The organism is Marinilabilia salmonicolor (genome assembly GCF_003003035.1).
Classification (GTDB): Bacteria; Bacteroidota; Bacteroidia; order Bacteroidales; family Marinilabiliaceae; genus Marinilabilia; species Marinilabilia salmonicolor_A.
On record NZ_PVTS01000004.1, the window covers coordinates 254,672 to 276,353 of the forward strand.

Genomic DNA, 21,682 nt, shown 5'->3' on the forward strand with positions numbered 1-21,682 from the left:
GGGCTGTCCAATACTATTTGGACAGCCCCTTTTGTTTCGTAGAGAATTTAATCCATTCTTTCTATACTTTATTCACCATCACCTTATAGGTTGGGTCTTCCATGACATTTACATCAATAATGGCCTCGGCATTTTGCAGCAGTTTGCGGCAGTCGGGGCTTAGGTGTTTCAGGTGGACTTTCTTACCTACCTTGAGGTATCGTTCTGTAATTTTGTTGAGTGCTTCAATGGCTGACATATCAACAACGCGGCTCTCTGCGAAGTCGATGATTACTTCGTCCGGGTCATTTTGAACATCAAATTTGTCATTAAATGCAGTCACGGAGCCAAAGAACAGTGGTCCATATATCTCGTAATGTTTGATGCCTTTTTCATCGAAACGTTTACGGGCCCTGATTCGCTTGGCGTTGTCCCATGCAAATACAAGGGCAGAGATGATGACTCCGATGATTACAGCCAGCGCCAGATTGTGCAAAAATACGGTGACAAGGGTTACCGTCACCATAACAAAGAGGTCTGATTTGGGCATTTTTCCGAACGTTCGAAGACTTGCCCATTCAAAGGTTCCGATGGATACCATAATCATCAGTCCGGTTAGTGCTGCCATGGGAACTTTCTCAATCAAACCCGATCCGAACATCACAAATACCAGCAACATTACCGCAGCTACAATGCCTGACAGGCGGGCTCTTGCTCCGTTGGAGGTGTTGATCAGACTCTGGCCAATCATGGCACATCCACCCATACCGGAAAAAACTCCTGAAAGCATGTTTGCCGCTCCCTGAGCTACGGCTTCTTTGTTGCCACTTCCACGTGTTTCGGTGATTTCATCTACAATATCGAGGGTCAGCAGACTCTCAATCAGGCCAACACCGGCCACAATGGTGGCATAAGGAAATATGATCTCCAGGGTTTCGAGACTAAACGGGATGTCAGGAATATGAAAAGGAGGAAATCCGCCTTTTATGGACGCCAGATCTCCCACCGTTTTTGTATCGATGTCGAGGAATGCAACTACTCCAAAAACTGCGAGAATCGCCACCAAAGAGGCGGGTACCGCTTTCGTTATTTTTGGAAGTCCCCAGATGATCAGCATGGTAAGCAGAACCAGCCCAAGTAGTATGTATAAAGGCTCGCCGGTTAACCAGTCTCCTGCAGGATCTTTAAATTGCACCAGCTGAGACATGAAAATAATGATGGCCAGCCCGTTGACAAACCCAAATATAACAGGGTGGGGAACCAGACGGATGAGCTTTCCCAGTTTTAGAAAGCCTGCTGCCATTTGCAAAAGACCGGCGAGAACCACCGTTGCGAAAACATATTCTACTCCGTGACTCTGGGCCAGGGCAACAATTACAACGGCTACGGCTCCGGTGGCTCCGGATATCATTCCGGGACGACCACCAAAAATGGAGGTTACCAATCCCATCACAAAGGCAGCATAAAGGCCTGTCAATGGTGATAATCCTGCAATAAGCGCAAAGGCAACGGCTTCGGGTACCAATGCCAGGGCTACCGTTATTCCGGATAGAATCTCAGTTTTGTAATTAATTTTCTGCTGGAAATTGAAAAAATCGAAAAGTTGCTTCATTCGAAAGGTGTCGATGATTAGCCTGGTTTATTCATGAGTTTTCGTTATGAGATGTTCCAATACCAATAAATTCAGGCAACCGCAGATAAAATTGATAAAGGAAATAGTGAACTATTTTCAAATCAATTTTATCGAGGACGCCAGAATTTTGAAGGTGGTTGTCCATCGCAATAGTTAATTTATGAGTAATCCAGGTTAGATAAAAATGTTCTTTTTTTGAGCCTGCAAAAATAGTTCTAATTTAACCAGACACCAAGATTGACAGGGTGTTGAACCTCTTGTCTTTTATTAAAGTTGGTTAATAATTATTTCCTGGAAGCTTATTTCTTACCAATTTTTTGCTTCTAAATCGGAGTAAATCCTCTTAATTGTGTCGAAACCTGCCAATTTACTCAATTATCAGGAGTGTTAGATGTGTTAAGAAATGTCTTTTAGTGTGATTAAAGGAGTTCTCTCGGAAACGAGACTTTTTACTTTTAAGGGCCGAAGGTCTTTAAGCAATAGAGGGGGGCAACCCTTCAGGGAAATTGTTATAAGTCCCTCTTTAGGATTTCACCCTGTTTACATCTTATAGGTCTTAGTATAGGGTACGTAAAGTGTAATTCCTTGATTAAATAAAAAATCGCGATGCAATTAATTTAGCCTGGTTTATTCGTAAGTTTTCGTTGTGAGATGTTGAAATGCCAATAAATTAGGGCAACCGCAGATAAAATTGATGAAGGAAATAGTAAATTATTTTCAAGTCACTTTTATCGAGGACGCCTGAATTTAGCAGGCAGTTGAACATCGTAACAGATAATTTATGAATAAACTAGGTTAGAGAGCAAATTAAGATTTGAGCTTTTCCTTTGTTATTTGATTCCGGTTGACAAGGTGAGAAGGTTACATGTTTTTGTTGGCACTTCCATGCAATAGGCAGAGGCTGTCCCTGCTTCTGCTTCCCTCAATTTTTATTATCTTCGCGCTACATCACCACAATCATCCGCTTTATGAAGGTCTGTATTGCCGAGAAACCCAGTGTTGCCAGAGAAATTGCACGTGTGTTGGGAGCCAAAAACCAACGCGACGGCTATTATGAAGGAAATAATTTTCAGGTAACCTGGACTTTCGGGCATCTGTGTACACTTAAAGAACCGCATGATTACACGCCCGATTGGAAACGCTGGCGGATGCATTCCCTGCCCATGGTTCCTTCCAAATTTGGGATTAAGCTACTGAGCAATCAGGGAGTGGTGAAGCAGTTTCGCACCATCAGTCAGTTGGTGGAGAAAGCCGATGAGGTAATAAACTGCGGTGATGCCGGCCAGGAGGGAGAGGTGATTCAACGATGGGTATTGCAGAAAGCAGCTTGTAAATGTCCGGTAAAACGCTTGTGGGTATCTTCTCTGACTGAGGATGCCCTGAAGGATGGTTTTGCCAAACTACGTGATGCGAAAGAGTTTGACAGACTTTATGCCGCCGGTAGCATGCGGGCCATTGGCGACTGGCTGCTTGGAATTAATGCAACTCGGCTCTATACCCTTAAATATGGTCAGCAGGGACAGGTGCTCTCTATCGGACGTGTTCAAACCCCTACGCTGGCGTTGATTGTTGATCGTCACAAGGAGATTGAGAATTTTGTACCACAAACATATTGGGAACTTAAAACGACCTATAAAGAGGTGGTTTTCTCAGCTACCAGCGGAAAATTCTTTAAAAAAGAGGAAGCGTTGGAAGCCATGGAGATTATTAAGGATAAAGAGTTTGAAATAACCGATTTTAATCGGAAAAAGGGAAAAGAAGCGCCTCCGCGTTTGTTTGACCTGACTGCTTTGCAGGTTGAATGTAACAAGCGGTTTGGTTTTTCGGCTGATGAAACCCTTAAATTGATTCAGGCTCTTTACGAAAAGAAAGCCACCACCTATCCGCGTGTGGATACCACTTACCTGAGTGATGATATTTATCCTAAAGTTGCATCAACACTCAAGGGGTTGAAACCATACGAATCATTGACCGCCCCGCTTCTTGATAAAAAAATCAGGAAGTCCAAAAAGGTGTTCGACAACAGTAAGGTCACTGATCACCATGCCATCATTCCCACCGGTCAGATTCCCCAGAACCTCAGTCGCAACGAAAAAATGGTTTTTGATACCGTCGCTCGTCGCTTTATTGCTGCTTTCTGGCCCGATGCCACCATCTCTACCACTACGGTGGAGGGTAAAGTGGAGAAGGTGAAGTTTAAAACATCCGGTAAGCAGATTGTGGATCCCGGATGGCGCGAGGTGTATAAAAAGGATTCGGCAGGTAAGAAACCGGGCGACGACAATGTGCTTCCGGATTTTGAGAAAGGGGAGATGGGGCCGCACACACCGGATCTTCAGGAAAAGGAAACGCAGCCTCCTAAGCCTTATACGGAGGCCACTTTGCTTAGGGCTATGGAAACAGCCGGTAAGCAGGTGGATGATGAAGAGTTACGTGACCTGATGAAGGAAAACGGCATTGGACGGCCATCTACCCGGGCAGCCATCATTGAAACTCTTTTTAAAAGACGATATATTACCAAAAATCGTAAGAGTCTGTCCCCTACAGTTACCGGTATTCAACTTATCGACAGTGTGAAAAATGATATGCTTAAGTCTGTGGAATTAACCGGTTTATGGGAGAAAAAACTCCGTGACATAGAGCGTGGTAACTATGATGTAAAAGCTTTTATGGAGGAGATGAAAGAGATGGTTGCCGGCGTGGTGCAGGTGGTGAAGAACGATCGTTCGGCACGAAAAATTGAAGTGACTGAGGAGCAGAAAAAGGCAGCTGCTGCCAAAGAACAGGCTCAAAAACAGGAATCCAAAAGTGAAGCTGCTGATGATAGTAAGTTGTCTTGTCCCCGGTGCGGTGAAGGAAAAATGGTAAAGGGGAAGAATGCATGGGGATGTACCAGATACCGGGAGGGGTGTAAAACAATTATTCCATTTGAGTATCTTAACAAGGTGCTGACAGATAAACAGGTGGAGGCTTTGCTGATCAAGGGAAAAACTCCCTTGATAAAAGGGTTCGAAGTGGAGGGGGAAAAGGTGGATGGGAAATTATTACTGGATGATAACTACCAACTCCGTCTGGAGAAAGATGAAACACCGGTATGGAAATGCCCCAAATGTGGTCACGGGATAATAATAAAAGGAAAAAATGCCTGGGGCTGTAACCGTTACCATGAGGGATGCCGGGTGCTTATTCCGTTTGTTTTTATGGATAAGAAATTGACCGATAAGCAGGCTGGTGACCTTGTATTGAATGGCAAAACAAATGTGCTGAAAGGATTTAAAACTCCCGATGGGACAGAGAAAAAAGGGCGTATTACCTGGAATGATAGTTATCAACTGGTTTTGGAATGACCAGGTTTGGCGGATTTCAATCCGCCGTTTTTTCTTTAACTGCGGATCGGCGCTCAGTTTTGCTGCTTTGTTTGCCAAAGATTCCGCCGAACCTGATTAATAAAATTTATCCTTTCTTTTCCTGAAAAACAAAATTTGTAATTTTCAGCTGCTCCCCGTTTTTCCATCTGTATGCTGCCAATAGTCCGCCATTGGCTACACAATTGTCCACGCAACAGACATTGGGTGATGGAAGCATTCGATCGGAGGGCATACAATAATGTCCCACAAAAACAGGTACCTCTTTTTCGGTATAAACCTTAAACGGAAAAAGTATTTCCGGAGGTACGGTATAGGTGGGCAGCGTAAACTTGTTGCCGTAGCTGATTTCCTTAAATGTTTTGCCCGTCGGATCCTGCCACCAGCGAATACGGAAATTGGTGCGCCTTATATTTCGATCGTCTTTTATTATGAGGTCGTGTGGCAGGTTGATCTCAATACCCCGGGTGGTTTGCCTCACTGCTTCGGCAAACGGGGAGTCATGGTCAAATATCTTTTGTAAAAGTTTTTTGGTGAGTTTCTTGTTTTGGAGTTTTTCGTTAATTATGCTCTTGTTATGGTCGGACCAGTAGGCATGAGTTACTTTAAATGTTCCGAAATCAAGAAAAAAAGGCAGGCGTCGTATCCATTTCAGATCATCTTTTAATAATTCTTTCTCATAGAGATATTCCTGCTTAATGCGGTCCATTATTTTTTTGTTGGAACCGGTAGCCGGTTTAAAAGTTTTACCCTCATCATTCTTTGTAAAGTGACCTATGACATTGAGTTCATGGTTCCCGATTACTGCATATCCGGTTTGGTTTTCTACCATTTTTCTGATGATGGAGATGGTGCGTCGGGTTTCTGGTCCGCGGCAGGTGAAATCACCCACAAAAACAGCTTTGCGTTTGTCGTGGATATAAACTCCGTTTATTTCTTTGTAGTCCAGTTGCTTCAGCAGAGCTGTTAATTCCTCTGCATACCCGTGGACATCACCTATTATGTCAAAACCTTCCGGTTTAGGTAATTCTTCACCGGAGACTTTGGTGCCATCGATTGTCTTTGAGATCAACTTTGTTATCATAGAGCAAATATAAAATGTTCTGTTGTTTTGGAAAATATTAGATGAATAAGTTTATTCTGCTTTATTGATTTAGTCGATCTTTGATTCATGAGTTGTCGCCTTTCCCGGATATTTCTTCTTCTTTGTTTTGAACAAAGCCCGGTCTTCATCTCTTTAAAACAATAGAAAAATAAAATGTGTTACAGTTGTGTTAGTCTGGTCTGAAATATGAAGAAAAAAATAAACTGGGGAATCATCGGGTGTGGTAATGTAACCGAATATAAAAGTGGTCCTGCATTTAATAAAGTGGAGGGATCAAATCTGGTAGCAGTGATGCGCCGTGATGCAGAGTTAGCTAAAGACTATGCACATCGCCATAATGTGCCTAAGTGGTATAGCAATGCGGATGATTTGATTAATGATAAAGATGTTAATGCCATCTATATAGCTACTCCGCCTTCCAGTCATGCCATGTATGCCATTAAGGCGATGAAAGCCGGCAAACCGGTGTATGTGGAAAAACCCATGGCAGCCACTTATGAGCAATGCCGGGAGATGAATGCCGTAAGTAAAGAGACGGGAGTTCCTTTGTTTGTGGCTTATTATCGTCGTACGCTTCCGGGGTTTCGAAAAGTGAAGACATTAGTTGAAGATGGTACCATTGGCCGCCCCTTGCTGGTAAATATTATGTTGGTACGGCCGGCTTCTCCTGCCGAAAGCGATAAGGATAGCCCCATCTGGAGGGTGCAACCCGATGTTGCCGGAGGAGGTATTTTCTACGATCTGGCTTCTCATCAACTTGATTTTCTTGATTTTTTGTTTGGTCCGGTGAAAAATGTCTCCGGATTAGCACGGAATTTCGGTCATCTGTATAAAGCTGAAGATACTGTGGTGGCTCAAATGGAGTTCGAAAACGGAGTGCTTGGTTCAGGAACCTGGAGTTTTGTGAGTGATCATTCATCTAAGCGCGATGTCATCGAAATTATCGGAACCAAAGGGCGCATTGAGTTCTCAACTTTTGGGCATGAACCGGTTTTGCTCTTTAAAGAACGGGATTTTCTTGAATTTCCATACATTAATCCCGAGAATATCCAATACAATTTGATTCAGAATGTGGTAGATGCTATTCGTGGAGATACAGAATGCGTTAGTACCGGTATCACGGCCGCACGCACCAATCTTGTGATGGAGAAAATTGTGTATTAGGAGTGGTGGATTCTTTGGAAAGCAAAGAAGCAAGGCTGAGCGCCGATCCGCCGTTTCAGGTTCAGCGGAATCTTTAGGTTTGGCGGATTCCAATCCGCCATTTAAGGTTTGGCGTACTCCAATCTCCCGTTTCAGGTTTGGCGGATTCCAATCCGCCATTTCTGCATGGCGAACAGCACACCGCCAACAGGAGCGTGACTTTAACGAGAAGGCGGACAGGAGTCCGCCAAACCTGTTACTGTATCGGGAACTTATTCCGTCCAATCAATATAATCTTTATGACACCAGTCGCCAGGCCAATTTGCCCAATGTTTACAAAGGCCAGCTTTTACGGGGTTATTCAGCGTGTAAACAATTGCATTTTTTAGATGATTTTGATCTCGGATAGTGGTATCAAAACTTTCTTTTTGCCACAATCGTCCATTCCTGTTTTCGCGGAGGTTGATTCTGGATGCGGTGTATTTCTTTACAGAACTTAATACGTCCTGAAGATATACCGTTTGATTAGTCATGTCAGTTGTGTTAACCCCAATAACCCAATGTATGTGATTTGGCATAATTGAAAAGGCAAAATTTGAGATTTTATTTTTCTCCCAATAGAATAGAGATTCTTTGATTAGGTCTGTATAAACTTTCTTGGATAAATCCACTTCAGATTTTCTTTGTGCATCCAAAAATTCATGAAAGGTTTTCAGTTTTTTTCTGCGTATTTGGTTGTATTGTTTCTTCAGGTAATCTATTTTAGATACTTCGCCCTCTTTTTTACGAGCCTGTTCAATCTTTGTTTTTGCTGATTCAAGTTGTAAAGAATATTTTTCGAATGCATGAGCAGGAATGGCATTTTTTAAACTCCACGTTATGAAAAAATCTTGTCCGGGAGTATGAAAATGAGGAAGTCGATGGCGGTATTGTTCTTTTTTCATGATGGGAAAGGATTTTTCGTATATGAAAATAGTGATTTTAACAAAAGAAGTCAACTCTTGCGTGTAGGATTCAGGTGCGGCGAATTCCAATCCGCGGTTTCAGGTTCAGCGGACTCTTTAGGTTTGGCGGATTCCAATCCGCCATTTAAGGTTTGGCGTACTCCAATCTCCCGTTTAAGGGTTGGCGGATTCCAATCCGCCATTTCTGCCTTTCTTTAGATTTTATTATTCCATAATCCCATATATTTTTCTATTTTTGCAGCAAAATTAAAACCTGAAGAAGGATGTTTGAGAATCTATCGGATAGACTGGAACGGTCGTTTAAGATATTGAAAGGTCAGGGTACGATCACGGAAATTAATGTGGCCGAGACCCTTAAAGATATTCGTCGTGCGTTGCTGGATGCCGACGTCAACTTCAAAACTGCTAAGTCTTTTACCGAAACGGTTAAGGACAAAGCCATGGGACAAAATGTGCTGAATGCTGTGAAGCCACAGCAGATGATGGTAAAGATTGTTCATGATGAGCTGGCAGATTTGATGGGCGGAAGCTCCACCGATATCGAACTTAAAGGAAATCCTGCCGTTATTCTGATTTCCGGTTTGCAGGGATCGGGAAAGACAACTTTTACCGGAAAACTGGCCAATCTCATCAAAACCAAGCGAGGCAAGCAGCCTTTGTTGGTGGCCGGTGACGTTTACCGTCCTGCTGCGATCAACCAGCTTCAGGTGCTGGGAGAACAGATTGGAGTTCCGGTTTATACCGAAGAGGGAAATACCGATCCGGTGAAACTGGCCAAAGATGGTATCAAAGAGGCCAAGTCTAAAGGCCACGATGTAGTCATCATCGATACCGCCGGTCGTCTGGCTATTGATGAGGAGATGATGAACGAAATCTCTGCCATCAAAAAAGCTGTGAATCCACACGAGACGTTATTCGTTGTGGACTCCATGACCGGTCAGGATGCCGTAAATACCGCTAAAGAATTTAACGATCGTCTGGACTTTGACGGGGTGGTGCTGACCAAGCTCGATGGTGATACCCGTGGTGGTGCTGCCATTTCTATCCGGAGTGTAGTCGATAAGCCCATTAAGTTTGTTGGTATGGGTGAGAAGATGGATGCACTGGATGTGTTCCACCCCTCACGTATGGCCGACCGGATTCTGGGTATGGGTGATATTGTTTCGTTGGTTGAAAAAGCTCAGGAACAGTATGATGCCGAAGAGGCTCAGAAACTGCAGAAAAAAATTGCTAAAAATCAATTCAATTTCGACGATTTTCTGAGTCAGATTAAGCAGATCAAGAAGATGGGTAATCTGAAGGATCTGGCTGCCATGATTCCCGGAATGGGAAAGATGCTGAAGAATGTGGATATTGACGATGATGCCTTCAAAGGTGTGGAAGCCATCATTTCATCGATGACGCCTGAAGAGCGTCAGCAGCCCACACTGATTAACGGAAGTCGTCGTAAAAGGATTGCTACCGGTAGCGGAACATCCATTCAGGAAGTCAACCGGCTGATGAAGCAGTTTGAAGATACACGCAAAGCGATGCGCATGATGACACAGGGGAAAAACCTTTCCCGGATGATGAGTAACCTCCCCATGGGAAAATAAAATATTGAAAAAGAGAAGCCGTGCTTGTTGCGACTTCTCTTTTTTGTTTTAAATCAATCCAAAGCTATGCAATTACTCGACGGAAAAGCAACAGCCCGCAGCATCAAAGATGAGATTGCTGATGAGGTACAACTGATGAAAAAAGGAGGCCTTCGGGAGCCTCACCTGGTAGCCGTTTTGGTTGGACACGATGGAGGCAGCGAAAGCTATGTGGCCTATAAAATTAAGGACTGCGAAGAGGTCGGTTTTAAATCGTCACTGATTCGTTATGAAGATGATGTGACCGAAGAGGAATTGTTGAAGTGTGTGGATAAGCTGAATAATGATCCTGATGTGGATGGCTTTATTGTCCAGTTGCCATTGCCAAAACATATTTCTGAAGAAAAGGTAACGCTGGCTATTGATCCTGCTAAAGATGTGGATGGCTTTCATCCACAGAATGTAGGACAAATGACTATGGGGCTGCCGGCTTTTGTATCCGCTACTCCCCAGGGAATTATGGAACTTATTAAGCGATACAATATCGAAACTTCAGGAAAGCATGTGGTTGTTTTGGGGCGTAGCAATATTGTAGGTCGTCCTATGAGTATATTGCTTTCACTGAAGAGTAATCCCGGCAATGCTACGGTTACTGTATGTCACAGTCGCACCAGGAATCTGAAAGAGATTTGTCTGCAGGCAGATATTCTGATTGCCGCTTTGGGAAGTCCTCATTTTGTGACCGCTGAAATGGTGAAAGAGGGCGCAGTAGTGATTGATGTTGGTACCACTCGTCTGCCTTCCGATAAAACCAAATCCGGCTTTAAACTTACGGGAGATGTGGTGTTTGATGAAGTTGCTCCCAAGGCCGCTTATATCACTCCTGTTCCCGGAGGCGTAGGCCCGATGACACGGGCTTCTTTACTGATTAATACCCTGAAGGCTGCAAAAAGCAGAATGTAACTTTGAATTAAGAATCCTCCTTTATATTTGACAAAAACCGGATGTTCTGTAGAAGGACATCCGGTTTTTTACATTTCGTTAATTATAGCAATTATATCTTTACGACCTTTCCGCCAAAGGTCTCTTTCGTGTTCATTTTCTCTGGTTCTCCAAGGTATTCAATTGTGCCTCCTGTTCCTGCCTTGGCATCAAGAAGTTTTGTGGCTTTAACGGTAACAATACCTCCGGTGTTGGCGGTGACATAGGCTTTATCTACTTCAAAATTTTGTCCCTGAAGTTTTCCTCCTGTGGTGGCTTTTGCTTCCAGGCTTTTGGCATATCCTTCCAGGGTTATTCGTGCTGCCGAAACATCAGCCTCTACTGAGGTGACGTCCAGATTCAGGTCAATCACGCTATCCAGTCCTGCATTAAGAATAAGAACTTTCCCCTGCAGTACTTCCTGATTGTCAACCGAAGAACCTGATCCCAGGGTGATTTCACGGATATCCTGATAGGTCAGATAAACTTGTACCGATACATCCTGGTAGATGCGGGTTCTCATTTTAATGGTAAGTTCATTTTGGTCGTTTTCGATGATAACATCTGACAAGGGAGCGTTTACAATATTAATTTCGGCCGATGGTTCATCGCCTTTTATCAGTGTCACATTAATGCCTTTACTCACTTTAAGTTTGCTAAAATTCCTGATGGCACGGGTCTCTTTCTCGATTTGTGCTTCATCCACAGTTCTGGTTTCTTCTTCCTGTGCAAAAGCGCCAAAAGAAGTAACGATAATCATTAGAATAATTAATAATGGCTTCATGTTCAAAAATATTTATGTTTGAGTGTTGATATTAAAATTAAAATATTCCCATGGTATATTTCTCAGTAAATCCATAAAAACAAAAACAGTGCCGAATTAATATTAATTGGTGCTTTATAGACAGATTCTAACTATAGTCTGTCCATAAACTAGCAAAATTTGTTTTTTGTCCTGTTTCTGGTCAGCAAGTGCCAATTTCCAGGCTTGCGAAGCCGTCAAAAGCGGAGTTTACTAATCGTAAATGAGTATTTTGGCGGCAAGCGTAGCAGCCTGCCCCGATCCTTCGGGGACGCAAGTGGTACTTTATGGACAGAATCTAATTAAACAACTCTTTTATTTCATCAGCACTCATCTGACTCAGCGGGTTCGTTGTATTAACGAATGCTGCTGCCAGTTTGTTTTTCTTTTCCTGCAAAAGAGCGATTTTTTCTTCTATGGTTTCGGTCGAAATGAAGCGATACACAAAAACGTTTCGTGTTTGTCCTATTCGGTGAGCACGATTGATGGCTTGTGCCTCCGCAGCAGGATTCCACCATGGATTCAGCATGAATACATAGTCGGCTTTGGTGAGATTGAGGCCTACTCCTCCTGCTTTCAGTGAAATCAGGAATACTTTTACATTATCGTCCTTATTGAACCGGTCGATGACCTTGTCTCTTTTCTGGGTGGAGCCTGTTAATTTGGCGTATTCAATTTTTCGATTTTTTAATTCGGCTTCCAGTAGCTCCAGATCTTTTACAAAAGAGCTGAAAATCAACACGTGGTGGTGTTCTGAGATGATGTTTTCCAGCGATTCTATGATCTGATCAAATTTACCCGAACTGCCTTGATAATCAGGATCTGTCATTGCCGGATGGTTGGCCAGCTGGCGGAGACGCGTAAGGGCCTGAAGGGCCATGATCGCCTGTTCGTTTTGTCGCATGCTGTCGAATGATTGCAACAGATTGTTGCGAATTCCACTTTTTTCACGGTCGTATATCTTCTTTTGTTCCGATGACATGTCGCAATAAACTACCTGTTCCATGATAGGCGGCAGGTCCTTGGCGACCATTTCTTTGGTTCGTCTGAGCAGGTATGGATTGATGATTTTTTGAAGATGGGCCTCTTTTTCTTCATCTCCGTTTTTAGTAATAGGGGTTTCGTAATATTTCTTGAAAAAACCAAGCGATTTAAGAATCCCGTGATTTACAATATTCATCTGAGCCCATAGATCGGTCAGACTATTTTCGATAGGGGTACCGGTCAGAGCCAGGTAATGGCTTGCCTTTATTTGACTAACAGCCTCATAGCCTTTAGATGAGGGGTTTTTTATATTTTGGCTTTCGTCAAGTATCAGGTATTTCCAGGGCATCTGTGTAAAATATTCCACATCGTTGCGCAGAATTCCATAGGTGGTGATGACCACATGGTAATGACGCAGGATTTTCCACAGCTCTTTCGATCTGGCACGATTGCTACCTGTGTAAATGTATGTCTTCAGCGATGGGGCAAATTTTTTAATTTCATTGTCCCAGTTGTGCACCAGAGAAGTGGGCATAACAATGAGCGATGGTGGAAGTCCTGATTGGTTAAAACCATCGATGTGTGAGTCGAATAGGGACATTTGTCCAGCCGGATCTGGAATGGATTGGTTTTTATTGGATTGATAAGTGTTGAGTAGGAGTGTGATGGTTTGTAAGGTTTTACCTAGTCCCATATCATCAGCCAAAATGCCCCCGAAGTTGTTCTTTTTCAGAAACTCCATCCACTGAAAACCTTCAATCTGGTAGGGTCGGAGTTGAGCTTTTAGTCCGTCCGGCAGCGGCATGGTTTCATATTCCGAAATCTGTGGCAGTTCGGGGGTCGCAATTCCTGCAATTTTTTCATTCTTCAGCTCTTCAAGAAGGTGATAGTACGTTTTTGGAAGCTTGAGGTTCTCCTTGTCGGTCTGCCCAAAATTGAATAAATCGGTATATCTTGTGAACCATTCCCGTGGGATTATGAAAATGGTTCCATCCGGAAGTTTGAAGTGTTGATCATTGTTAAGAATATTTTTGCGGAACTTTACAAAAGGAATCCTAAAGGGAGGAATTTCCACAACACTTTTAAGATCAAACCAATCCGGATCTTCAGTTCCTGATTCAAAAGTCAGTTTTGCAGGTGCAATGTTAAACGCCTTTTCGTCAAATTGGAGAACTGGTTTAATATTATTCTGATCTAATAACTCTTTGTGGTCCCTGACCCACTCAATCAGGTTTTCAGGTCCTGCGGGCGTATTGTTTTGCTTATCCGCCGGGTGCATAAACGAAAAATCTTCGGAAACAATGAGTCCGTTTTTCTCCAGGAGGGCAAATACATTTTGTTCTGTTTCAAAGTCGCGGGGAAAACGTCTGAAGATGTATCGCCCGTTTTCTTTCAGCAAATCCACGAAAACACTGGTTTTACGATTTGGGCTGACTGTTCGGTGTCCATAGGTGAATCTGAACCTTAGTACAGATTGCAGAGCCAGGTTTTTTTCCAGGTGGAGCTCGGTTGAGGGGCGATCTTCTATGTTTTGGATATCAAACCCTGAACCTTGTACATCGAAAAGCTCTACCACGTTACTTATGAATTTCTCCATGTACGTGTCAATAACGCGCGCTCCTTTTAGGTGAATGTACTCTTTTTCCCTGAATGGTTTAAGTTTACCACTGTCAAAGTTTGAGAAAAAGAAGATGCGTTGGCCGCTTTTCAGGACTGCCGGGTCGTTGCAGATGATTTCCACCTCTTTGTTGTGAAAAGTAAAGTTTTCTCCCCCCTGTTTAAACCGTAAGCCATAATGCATTTCATCCCCTTCAATATCTACCCGGAAAACTGGTTTACAAGGGGTGGAGGGAATTTTAAGCTTGTCGGTGGAGTAGAGGTTGCTGTACCCCGATTGCTTAAAGTAGGCCTCGGTTTTTGATTGGGAGAGCATGAGCACCAACTGGTACATTTTCTCTTCAATATGAGGACGGATGCGTTCGCTTAAAAGCTTCGGTGGAATGTTGTTTTTAAAATTCCGAAGACTGTCCTCACGGCTGAACTTTTTGAAAAGCTCCTTGTCGGAGATGGTATTCAGCAGTGCTACAATTTCTTTTTCATCATCATTGTATGCGGAACCGTTTTTCTGAATATGTTCAGGAGTCACATGTTCAAGCAATTCAATGGGACTGTTTTCATGAAATTTTGCATGATAGGCTGTGGCAGCCAATCCTATATTTAGTCGGTTTGTAAAGACTACAATGAATGAATCCATTATCTAAAAAGTGCTTCTCAGGTTTTCAAAACCAACAAAAATAGCAAAAGATATGGGATGTTTGAGGCATAATCTGAATTTATCACAGATTATTGGGTGCCAATACTTCCGTTTCTGTTAAGTTGCGTACGTAATAAAGCAATCTCTTTTCTCACAAAAAGTTTTCCGTACACTAATGTTTTTGAGATTTGAAGCAGGTAAAGCGGAAATGATGAAAAAAACAAAATAAACTAAAATATTATTTAGAATTATTCTAATTAAAAAGAAACAATTACTTTTGTACCGTGTTAAGTTAGATAGAAAAAGAAAGATATGCGTATGCAACATTTAATAATCAGTGCACATCCCAATGAGGGCAGTTTCAGTAATGCCCTGGTGGATGCATTAAAAAGAGATAGTGAACACAACGATGTTAAAGTTGTGGTAAGAAATTTATATGATCTGGACTTTAATCCCGTTTTGAGCTCTGAAGATCTGGCTAAAATAAAAAATGGAGAGACTCCTTCAGATATTGCAGAAGAACAGAGGATTATGGCCGAGTCTGATATCATATCACTGGTTTACCCATTGTGGTGGGGAAGTTTTCCGGCAATTCTTAAGGGTTACTTCGACCGCGTGCTTACCCATGGGTTTGCTTTTAAAGTAGATCAGGATGGTGCCCGGGGGCTTTTAACAGGGAAGAAGGCATTTTTGCATACTTCCATGGGGAACTCTGTAGAGGAGTACGAAAATAAAGGAATTCTGAAGGCCTTTCGTCAAATACACGGACAGGAAGTCTTTGGTTTTGTGGGTGTAGAAGTCGCTGGCCACATGTTTTACCCCAGGATTTCTGACTCATCGCCCGAAATGAAAAATAAATACATTGAAGAAGCTCTTGGTTTTTACAAAACCGTAATGCTTGATGAAGAGGTGGCGGATATTGTAACAAAATAACTCGGGATTTTTTGAATAATCAGTTTGCCCCGGTTGAGAGTGAAAACTCCGGCCGGGGTTTTTTATTGAGCTTATTTTGCCAATGATGCTGTCTTTTGTTTATTTTTGAAATGCCAAATTAGATAAAAGGAACCAAAAAGTTACAAGTTTAAGGGGCAGAAGAATAGCAATCAGCATTTACAAATGTGTTACTACTTTTCAAGGAATTTTTGCCTGATAAATGAAAATCTAATTTATACAATTAGTGCTTTGTAAGAGAGGCTGTTAAACTTTGATTTAGATTAGAGCAAATTGCAAGAGATACTTTGAGTATGGGATTCGACTCCGTGTGGCTTTAATAACCCGAATTTTTATCAACACAAAGATGCAAAAAGACAGTTACCAAACCATAAAACACCCGATCGAAGGGCTTTACAAAGAGAAGGGAAGCAAATTTCTGGCTTATGCCTGGCCTGTGCAGAATGAAGAAGAAATAACCAGACATATAGAGGATCTGAAAAAGAGGTATCACGATGCGCGGCATCATTGTTATGCATGGGAGTTAGGGGTGGATGGGATGAATTTCAGAATGAACGATGACGGGGAGCCCTCGGGAACTGCCGGCAAACCTATACTGGGACAGATACATTCTCATGAACTCACCAATATTCTGGTGGTGGTAGTTCGCTATTTTGGTGGCGTTAAGCTGGGGACGGGGGGACTCATTCAGGCATATAAATCGGCCACTGCTGATGCACTTGAGAAAGCCGGGAAAGTTGAGTTTACCATCGATAAATCATTTACCATTCGGTTTGCTTATGATCTGATGAATCCGGTTATGCGAGTGGTGGATGAGGAAAGGCTGAAGGTGGAAGAGCAAATTTTTGAGGCAGATTGCAGATTGACGCTTTCAGTAAGAGAATCTAAATATGAAGCCTTGGTTGATCGGTTTCAACAAACTTATGGAATTGACTTGTTGAAGACTGAAGATTAATTGTCTGGTAACTTTTGTAACTCTTTTCAATCTAATTGTTTAAAAATAAAATTATGAAGCCAACCTCCTTTTTATTGATTGTATGTTTATTTATTGGAGTGCTGAGTGCAGCAACCGGTCAGGAGAATCTCTATGAAAGCTATGATGTGACAGGTGATTCCGTCTTCTTGTCCTGGGCAGAAGGACCTGCTGTGGGACCGGATGGGGTTCTTTATGCAGTCAACTATAAAGAAAATGGAACCATAGGGTATGTCGAACCGGATGGAACGCACGGTTTGTTGGTGCGATTGCCACAGGGAAGTATAGGAAATGGCATTCGGCTTTCGGACCATGACCGGCTATTGGTGGCAGATTATACCGGGCATAACATTCTTGAGGTTTCTGTTTCGCGTAGGGAGGTAAAAGTGTTTGCACAGAATGATGGAATGAATCAACCCAACGATCTGGCTGTTACTGCCGATGGGATAATTTATGCCAGTGACCCTGACTGGGAAAAGGATTCAGGACAATTGTGGATGGTAAACCGGGAAGGGAAATTCTTTTTGCTTGAACCGGAGATGGGGACAACCAATGGAATCGAGGTTTCCCCTGATGACAAGCACTTGTATGTGAATGAATCCGCTCAAAGAAATATCTGGAGATATGAAATCCTTGACGATGGTACCTTGACCAATAAACGTTTGTTTGCTTCATTTGAGGATTATGGAATGGACGGCATGCGGTGCGATCAGCAGGGTAATTTGTATGTAACGAGATTTGGAAAAGGAACGGTGGCCATTTTATCCCCGGATGGTACTTTGCTTAAAGAGGTTGTTTTGAAAGGGGACAAGCCAACCAATGTGGCATTTGGTGGAGAAGACGGATGTACTGTTTACGTTACCGTGGCAGACCGGGGTGCTATTGAAGCTTTTCGGACGGAGATCCCGGGACGGGCATTTAATATCCTTAGTAGAAATTTATGACAGACTCTGGTGTTCGTCTATAAACCAAACAAAATTTGTTTCTTGTTATGTGTCTGTTCAGAAAGTGTTAATTGCAAGGCTTGCGAAGCTGTCAAAAGCGCAGTTTACTCATGTAAATGAGTATTTTGGCAGCAAGCGTAATGCAGCAAGTGGTACTTTATGGACAGATACTAAAAAAAACGCTGTCTGAAAACCAGACAGCGTTTTTAATTTTTGAATTCCTGTAACCGGAATTAAACTCTTTTCTCTTTGATACGGGCTTTCTTACCGGTAAGCTCACGCAAGTAGTAAATTCTCTTACGACGAACTTTACCTTTTCTATTCACGTCAATTTTGTCGATAAACGGTGAGTTCATCGGGAAAATACGCTCAATACCCACGTTGTTGGAGATTTTACGAACGGTAAAACGCTTGTTTACGCCGTGTCCTTTAATCTGGATCACTGTTCCGCGGAAAACCTGAACACGTTCTTTGTTTCCTTCTTTGATCTTGTAGTGAACCGAGACGGTGTCTCCTGCACTGAATTCGGGCAATTCAGTTTCTGTTTTGAATGCCTCTTCAGCAACTTTCATCAAATCCATTGTATTGTCTTTTGAAGATTTAACTTACCGTGCAATATTACCTGACTCCTCTATGTTCAGTAAGAGATTACACGAATGGCTGCAAAAGTAGTGTTTTTGTTTTAATTATGGAATTTTTTGTTGTTCTTATTTTTAAAGAGTTTGGTATTGATCATTGCTGTCCTCTTAATAATGATTATCAAGCTATTCTGTTTTAACTCACCAGTGTCCGGAAAAACTATTGTTTTGAAAGAAGATTGCTTCGTTTTGGTCTCAATAAACTGCGAAGGCCTTTCATTACGAACGTAGTGAAACAAACTCAATAATAAAACCGGGCACCAATGGTTTTAAATATTGAATTTGCCCAAAATGCGGCCAATTATGTTATTTTTGTGAAACATTGATTGTTCTGATTCTATAGTGAAATGTCAAATAAAAAACCGTTTACATTCTGGCTTTGGGCTTACCAGTTATACAAGTGGCCTGTCTATTTGCCACTGATGATTGTTAACTCTGTAATAAATGCAACTTTTGCAGCGTTATTTTCAATAGTTGTGTCTCCGCGTGCCGGTAGTTTTTGGGGGATGATGTGGGCTAAAATCACTTGTTGGCTTACGCCTGTAATCACCAAAGTCCACGGGCGCAGTAATGTAGTTCCCAATCAATCTTATGTGATTGTGGCAAATCATCAGACAGGCTTTGATATCTTTTTGCTTTATGCTCATCTGGGAATTGATTTTAAATGGATGATGAAAAAGGAACTACGCAGAATCCCGTTTATCGGATATGCCAGCGAGAAAGTCGGTCATATATTTATTGACCGCTCCTCCCCAAGAGCTGCGATTTTATCTCTGGAGGAGGCGAAAAGAAAACTTACCGGTGGTTCTTCCGTATTGATATTTCCCGAAGGAACCAGAAGTAAAAGTGGACAGATGCGCCCTTTTAAACGTGGGGCCTTCAAGCTGGCTCTGGAACTGGAGCTTCCAGTGCTTCCGGTTACCATTGTGAATTCCTGGCAAATTAAGCGACGAGGTTTTCTTAATATTGTTCCGGGTAGGGCAGCCCTTGTTTTTCACCCACCTGTCAAAACATGCGATTATGTGGGCAGGCCTTTGGATCTGATGAATATCACAAGAGATATTATTGAAAGTGGTAATAAAGTTGGTTATACAAGATAAAATTGGATGGATGAAAAAAGTCCCGAATTCAGGGGCCGAGTTCCATCAGACCAATAATTTAGATAATAATTAAACGAATGAAACGAGCATGGCAATGATTGCCTCAAAAGAACATGTATAAATTCTTGCATGCAAGTTCCATCCGACCTTAATTAATAAATTTTATACTGATGAAACAAGGATGATATTTTTTAAGCATAAATATCACAATAGAATATGTTTAAAAAATATTATGCGAGAGCGAAGCGGTTCCATTCGTTCTCAAATTTTTAATTAGTTTTTTATCAGACAATTACAAAATTTTAAACGAATGAAAAAATCTCTGTTTTTATATGGCCTTATACTGATAATGATGGCAAATATTACTTCGGCACAGAGTCTTTACAGTATTGACAATAAGCGAACGATTAAATTCTATGAGGAGGGGCGCAACGCTTATGCTTCCGGAAATATTGAAGAAGCTGAGGAGATGTTGTTTAAGGCCTTGGATCGGGAACCCGGATTTATAGAGGCGATGCTTTTGTTGGGGGATTTGTATCATTCTCAGGAAGACTGGAATAAAGAGTTGAAAATATTGACCCGTGCCTTGAATACCGATTCAACATTTTTTATTCCTACTTATTACAATGCGGGAATGGCGGCATATAATGCAGGCAATTATGATATTGCTTTACAAAATTTTGGGAAGTACCTGAAGTTGAGTGATAATGAAAATGCCTTAAAAAGGGCCCGGAAGATGATTGAAAGGGTCACTTTTGTAAAAGAAACGGTTGAAAATCCTTATGATATTGAACTTGTAAGTGCCGGTGAGGGTGTGAACAGTGAACTACATGAGTACTGGCCCAGCATTACCGCGGATGAACAGACCATGGTCATCACCGTTCTCCGTCCACGTGATCCTCTACTTTTTAAGGAGAAGGGGGATGAATTGCCTCGTAACTCTGTATTCTTTCAGGAGGATTTTTATATGTCGCATGCCGATTCCGCAGGCCAATGGCAAGATAGACACTTGCTGATGGGGCAACTGAATACTGACAGCAATGAGGGAGCTCAGACTCTTTCTGCGGATGGAAACTGGATGTTCTTCACCGGATGTGGGCGAAGTGACTCCAAGGGAAGCTGTGACATCTATTTTTCTGCCAAAACAAACTACGGATGGACGGCCCCGGTTAATGTTGGTGCTCCTGTAAATACTCCTTTATGGGAAAGTCAACCGCAATTTTCGGCCGATGGGCGTACCCTTTTCTTTATTAGCAGCAGGGGGGGTGGAGAAGGTGGTAAAGACATCTGGAAAGCAACACTTGCAGGAATCACTGATGACGGGGTACCTTTTTTCGGAGATTTGGAGAATCTCGGCGAGCAGGTTAATACGTCTGGCGATGAGAACTCACCTTTTCTGCACCATGACGGAAAAACCTTGTATTTTTCATCCAATGGACATATGGGAATGGGGGGTATGGACTTGTTTATGAGCAGGAAGGATAGTTTCGGTAACTGGACAGAACCGATCAACCTTGGATACCCGATTAATACGGAAAAGGATGAAATAGGTCTTGTTGTTACAGCTAAAGGCAACAAGGCTTATTTTTCGACTGATGGTCAGCAGGACACAAGGGGCGCAAAAGATATCTACAGTTTTACTTTGCCTGATGATTTCCGTCCCGAACCGGCACTTTACGTGAAAGGAAAAGTGTTTGATGCGGAAACGGGAGAAGTTCTTGCAGCCGATTTTGATTTAAAGAGCCTTGAGAACGGAGAGACCATTATTACCTCCAAAGGAAGTAGTTTTACCGGAGAATTTCTGGTATCCCTGCCATCAGGAGGTGAATATGCGTTTAAAGCTGATCATCCGGGTTATTTGTTTTATTCGGGAAATTTCAACCTTTCCGGAAATCATCCGGTGGACAGACCCTATTATCTGGATATTGGCCTGAAGCCCATTGAGGCAGGAGCAACTGTTCGGTTGGAGAATGTCTTTTTTGAGACGGATTCTTATCAATTGGATCCCAGATCTAAGGTTGAGCTTCAGGAGGTGGTCGAATTTATGAAAGAAAACCCCAATATCCGCATTATGCTTGAAGGACATACCGATAATGTGGGAAGCGAAGAGTACAATCTTGATCTGTCTGAAAACAGGGCCCGGTCGGTCTTTAATTATCTGGCTGCAAATGGAGTTGATGAGGCTCGTATGGAGTATAAGGGATACGGATTTTCCAGACCAATAGATACCAACGAAACCGAAGAAGGAAGAGCCCAAAACAGAAGAACTGAAATGCGGATTCTTTAATTTT

At 42.4% G+C, this 21,682-nt stretch carries 15 protein-coding genes; 9 read left to right on the forward strand and 6 right to left on the reverse strand.

The features are described from left to right. Positions 1 to 61: 61 nt before the first annotated feature. Positions 62 to 1,591, reverse strand: coding sequence for a SulP family inorganic anion transporter (locus BY457_RS06005; RefSeq protein WP_106152427.1), 1,530 nt, complete (start codon positions 1,589 to 1,591; stop codon positions 62 to 64). A 989-nt stretch (positions 1,592 to 2,580) separates the two neighbouring features. Between BY457_RS06005 and BY457_RS06010 the strand changes: the two genes are divergently transcribed. Continuing rightward, on the forward strand, positions 2,581 to 4,959 hold the full coding sequence (locus BY457_RS06010) for a type IA DNA topoisomerase (RefSeq protein ID WP_106152428.1): 2,379 nt from the start codon (positions 2,581 to 2,583) through the stop codon (positions 4,957 to 4,959). Positions 4,960 to 5,065: 106 nt separating this feature from the next. On the opposite strand, the gene BY457_RS06015 is transcribed toward BY457_RS06010, so the two are convergent. Beyond that, positions 5,066 to 6,061 carry a metallophosphoesterase gene (locus BY457_RS06015; protein ID WP_106152429.1) on the reverse strand — a complete coding sequence of 332 codons (996 nt, stop codon included), beginning with the start codon at positions 6,059 to 6,061 and terminating at the stop codon, positions 5,066 to 5,068. A gap of 207 nt (positions 6,062 to 6,268) precedes the next feature. On the opposite strand from BY457_RS06015, the gene BY457_RS06020 reads away from it, so the two are divergent. Then, positions 6,269 to 7,246 (forward strand): Gfo/Idh/MocA family protein, encoded by a 978-nt coding sequence (locus tag BY457_RS06020; protein WP_106152430.1) that lies wholly within the window; start codon positions 6,269 to 6,271, stop codon positions 7,244 to 7,246. A 251-nt stretch (positions 7,247 to 7,497) separates the two neighbouring features. Here BY457_RS06020 and BY457_RS06025 read toward each other — a convergent pair whose 3' ends face one another. Next, positions 7,498 to 8,169, reverse strand: coding sequence for a transposase (locus BY457_RS06025; RefSeq protein ID WP_106152431.1), 672 nt, complete (start codon positions 8,167 to 8,169; stop codon positions 7,498 to 7,500). A gap of 284 nt (positions 8,170 to 8,453) precedes the next feature. Between BY457_RS06025 and ffh the strand changes: the two genes are divergently transcribed. Beyond that, the gene (gene ffh, locus BY457_RS06030; RefSeq protein WP_106152432.1) at positions 8,454 to 9,785 is read left to right on the forward strand and encodes a signal recognition particle protein; all 1,332 of its coding nucleotides are present in this window, start codon (positions 8,454 to 8,456) and stop codon (positions 9,783 to 9,785) included. 66 nt (positions 9,786 to 9,851) lie between these two features. Beyond that, positions 9,852 to 10,727 carry a bifunctional 5,10-methylenetetrahydrofolate dehydrogenase/5,10-methenyltetrahydrofolate cyclohydrolase gene (locus tag BY457_RS06035; protein ID WP_106152475.1) on the forward strand — a complete coding sequence of 292 codons (876 nt, stop codon included), beginning with the start codon at positions 9,852 to 9,854 and terminating at the stop codon, positions 10,725 to 10,727. 91 nt (positions 10,728 to 10,818) lie between these two features. Here the strand turns inward: BY457_RS06035 and BY457_RS06040 are convergent, their stop codons facing one another. Together BY457_RS06040 and BY457_RS06045 are read right to left on the reverse strand one after the other, a co-directional pair. Next, positions 10,819 to 11,529: a head GIN domain-containing protein gene (locus BY457_RS06040; protein ID WP_106152433.1), complete on the reverse strand. Its 711-nt coding sequence runs from the start codon at positions 11,527 to 11,529 to the stop codon at positions 10,819 to 10,821. Positions 11,530 to 11,845: 316 nt separating this feature from the next. Continuing rightward, positions 11,846 to 14,785 carry a DEAD/DEAH box helicase gene (locus BY457_RS06045; protein ID WP_106152434.1) on the reverse strand — a complete coding sequence of 980 codons (2,940 nt, stop codon included), beginning with the start codon at positions 14,783 to 14,785 and terminating at the stop codon, positions 11,846 to 11,848. Between the two features lie 318 nt (positions 14,786 to 15,103). Here BY457_RS06045 and BY457_RS06050 point away from each other — a divergent pair, with 318 nt between their 5' ends. From BY457_RS06050 to BY457_RS06060, 3 genes are all read left to right on the forward strand, one after another. After that, complete coding sequence (locus BY457_RS06050; protein ID WP_106152476.1) at positions 15,104 to 15,718, forward strand: NAD(P)H-dependent oxidoreductase; 615 nt, start codon at positions 15,104 to 15,106, stop codon at positions 15,716 to 15,718. Positions 15,719 to 16,082: 364 nt separating this feature from the next. Next, positions 16,083 to 16,691: an IMPACT family protein gene (locus tag BY457_RS06055; RefSeq protein WP_106152435.1), complete on the forward strand. Its 609-nt coding sequence runs from the start codon at positions 16,083 to 16,085 to the stop codon at positions 16,689 to 16,691. A gap of 53 nt (positions 16,692 to 16,744) precedes the next feature. Then, entirely contained in the window at positions 16,745 to 17,653 is a 909-nt protein-coding gene (locus BY457_RS06060) for an SMP-30/gluconolactonase/LRE family protein (RefSeq protein WP_106152436.1), read from the forward strand. A gap of 233 nt (positions 17,654 to 17,886) precedes the next feature. Here the strand turns inward: BY457_RS06060 and rplS are convergent, their stop codons facing one another. Beyond that, a complete protein-coding gene (rplS, locus tag BY457_RS06065; protein ID WP_106152437.1) occupies positions 17,887 to 18,234 on the reverse strand; it encodes a 50S ribosomal protein L19 in 348 nt (115 codons plus the stop codon). 404 nt (positions 18,235 to 18,638) lie between these two features. Between rplS and BY457_RS06070 the strand changes: the two genes are divergently transcribed. Continuing rightward, positions 18,639 to 19,391: a lysophospholipid acyltransferase family protein gene (locus BY457_RS06070; RefSeq protein ID WP_106152438.1), complete on the forward strand. Its 753-nt coding sequence runs from the start codon at positions 18,639 to 18,641 to the stop codon at positions 19,389 to 19,391. 310 nt (positions 19,392 to 19,701) lie between these two features. Further along, positions 19,702 to 21,678, forward strand: a complete 1,977-nt coding sequence (locus BY457_RS06075; RefSeq protein ID WP_106152439.1) for an OmpA family protein — start codon at positions 19,702 to 19,704, stop codon at positions 21,676 to 21,678. The last annotated feature ends 4 nt before the right edge of the window (positions 21,679 to 21,682 follow it).

Excerpts from the sequence above, each read along its gene's own strand:
- BY457_RS06060 (WP_106152436.1), top strand. The coding sequence starts at position 16,745 with ATGAAGCCAACCTCCTTTTTATTGATTGTATGTTTATTTATTGGAGTG.
- BY457_RS06025 (WP_106152431.1), bottom strand. The coding sequence starts at position 8,169 with ATGAAAAAAGAACAATACCGCCATCGACTTCCTCATTTTCATACTCCC.
- BY457_RS06040 (WP_106152433.1), bottom strand. The coding sequence starts at position 11,529 with ATGAAGCCATTATTAATTATTCTAATGATTATCGTTACTTCTTTTGGC.
- rplS (WP_106152437.1), bottom strand. The coding sequence starts at position 18,234 with ATGGATTTGATGAAAGTTGCTGAAGAGGCATTCAAAACAGAAACTGAA.
- BY457_RS06045 (WP_106152434.1), bottom strand. The coding sequence starts at position 14,785 with ATGGATTCATTCATTGTAGTCTTTACAAACCGACTAAATATAGGATTG.
- BY457_RS06050 (WP_106152476.1), top strand. The coding sequence starts at position 15,104 with ATGCAACATTTAATAATCAGTGCACATCCCAATGAGGGCAGTTTCAGT.
- ffh (WP_106152432.1), top strand. The coding sequence starts at position 8,454 with ATGTTTGAGAATCTATCGGATAGACTGGAACGGTCGTTTAAGATATTG.
- BY457_RS06020 (WP_106152430.1), top strand. The coding sequence starts at position 6,269 with ATGAAGAAAAAAATAAACTGGGGAATCATCGGGTGTGGTAATGTAACC.
- BY457_RS06015 (WP_106152429.1), bottom strand. The coding sequence starts at position 6,061 with ATGATAACAAAGTTGATCTCAAAGACAATCGATGGCACCAAAGTCTCC.
- BY457_RS06035 (WP_106152475.1), top strand. The coding sequence starts at position 9,852 with ATGCAATTACTCGACGGAAAAGCAACAGCCCGCAGCATCAAAGATGAG.
- BY457_RS06010 (WP_106152428.1), top strand. The coding sequence starts at position 2,581 with ATGAAGGTCTGTATTGCCGAGAAACCCAGTGTTGCCAGAGAAATTGCA.
- BY457_RS06055 (WP_106152435.1), top strand. The coding sequence starts at position 16,083 with ATGCAAAAAGACAGTTACCAAACCATAAAACACCCGATCGAAGGGCTT.
- BY457_RS06005 (WP_106152427.1), bottom strand. The coding sequence starts at position 1,591 with ATGAAGCAACTTTTCGATTTTTTCAATTTCCAGCAGAAAATTAATTAC.
- BY457_RS06070 (WP_106152438.1), top strand. The coding sequence starts at position 18,639 with ATGTCAAATAAAAAACCGTTTACATTCTGGCTTTGGGCTTACCAGTTA.
- BY457_RS06075 (WP_106152439.1), top strand. The coding sequence starts at position 19,702 with ATGAAAAAATCTCTGTTTTTATATGGCCTTATACTGATAATGATGGCA.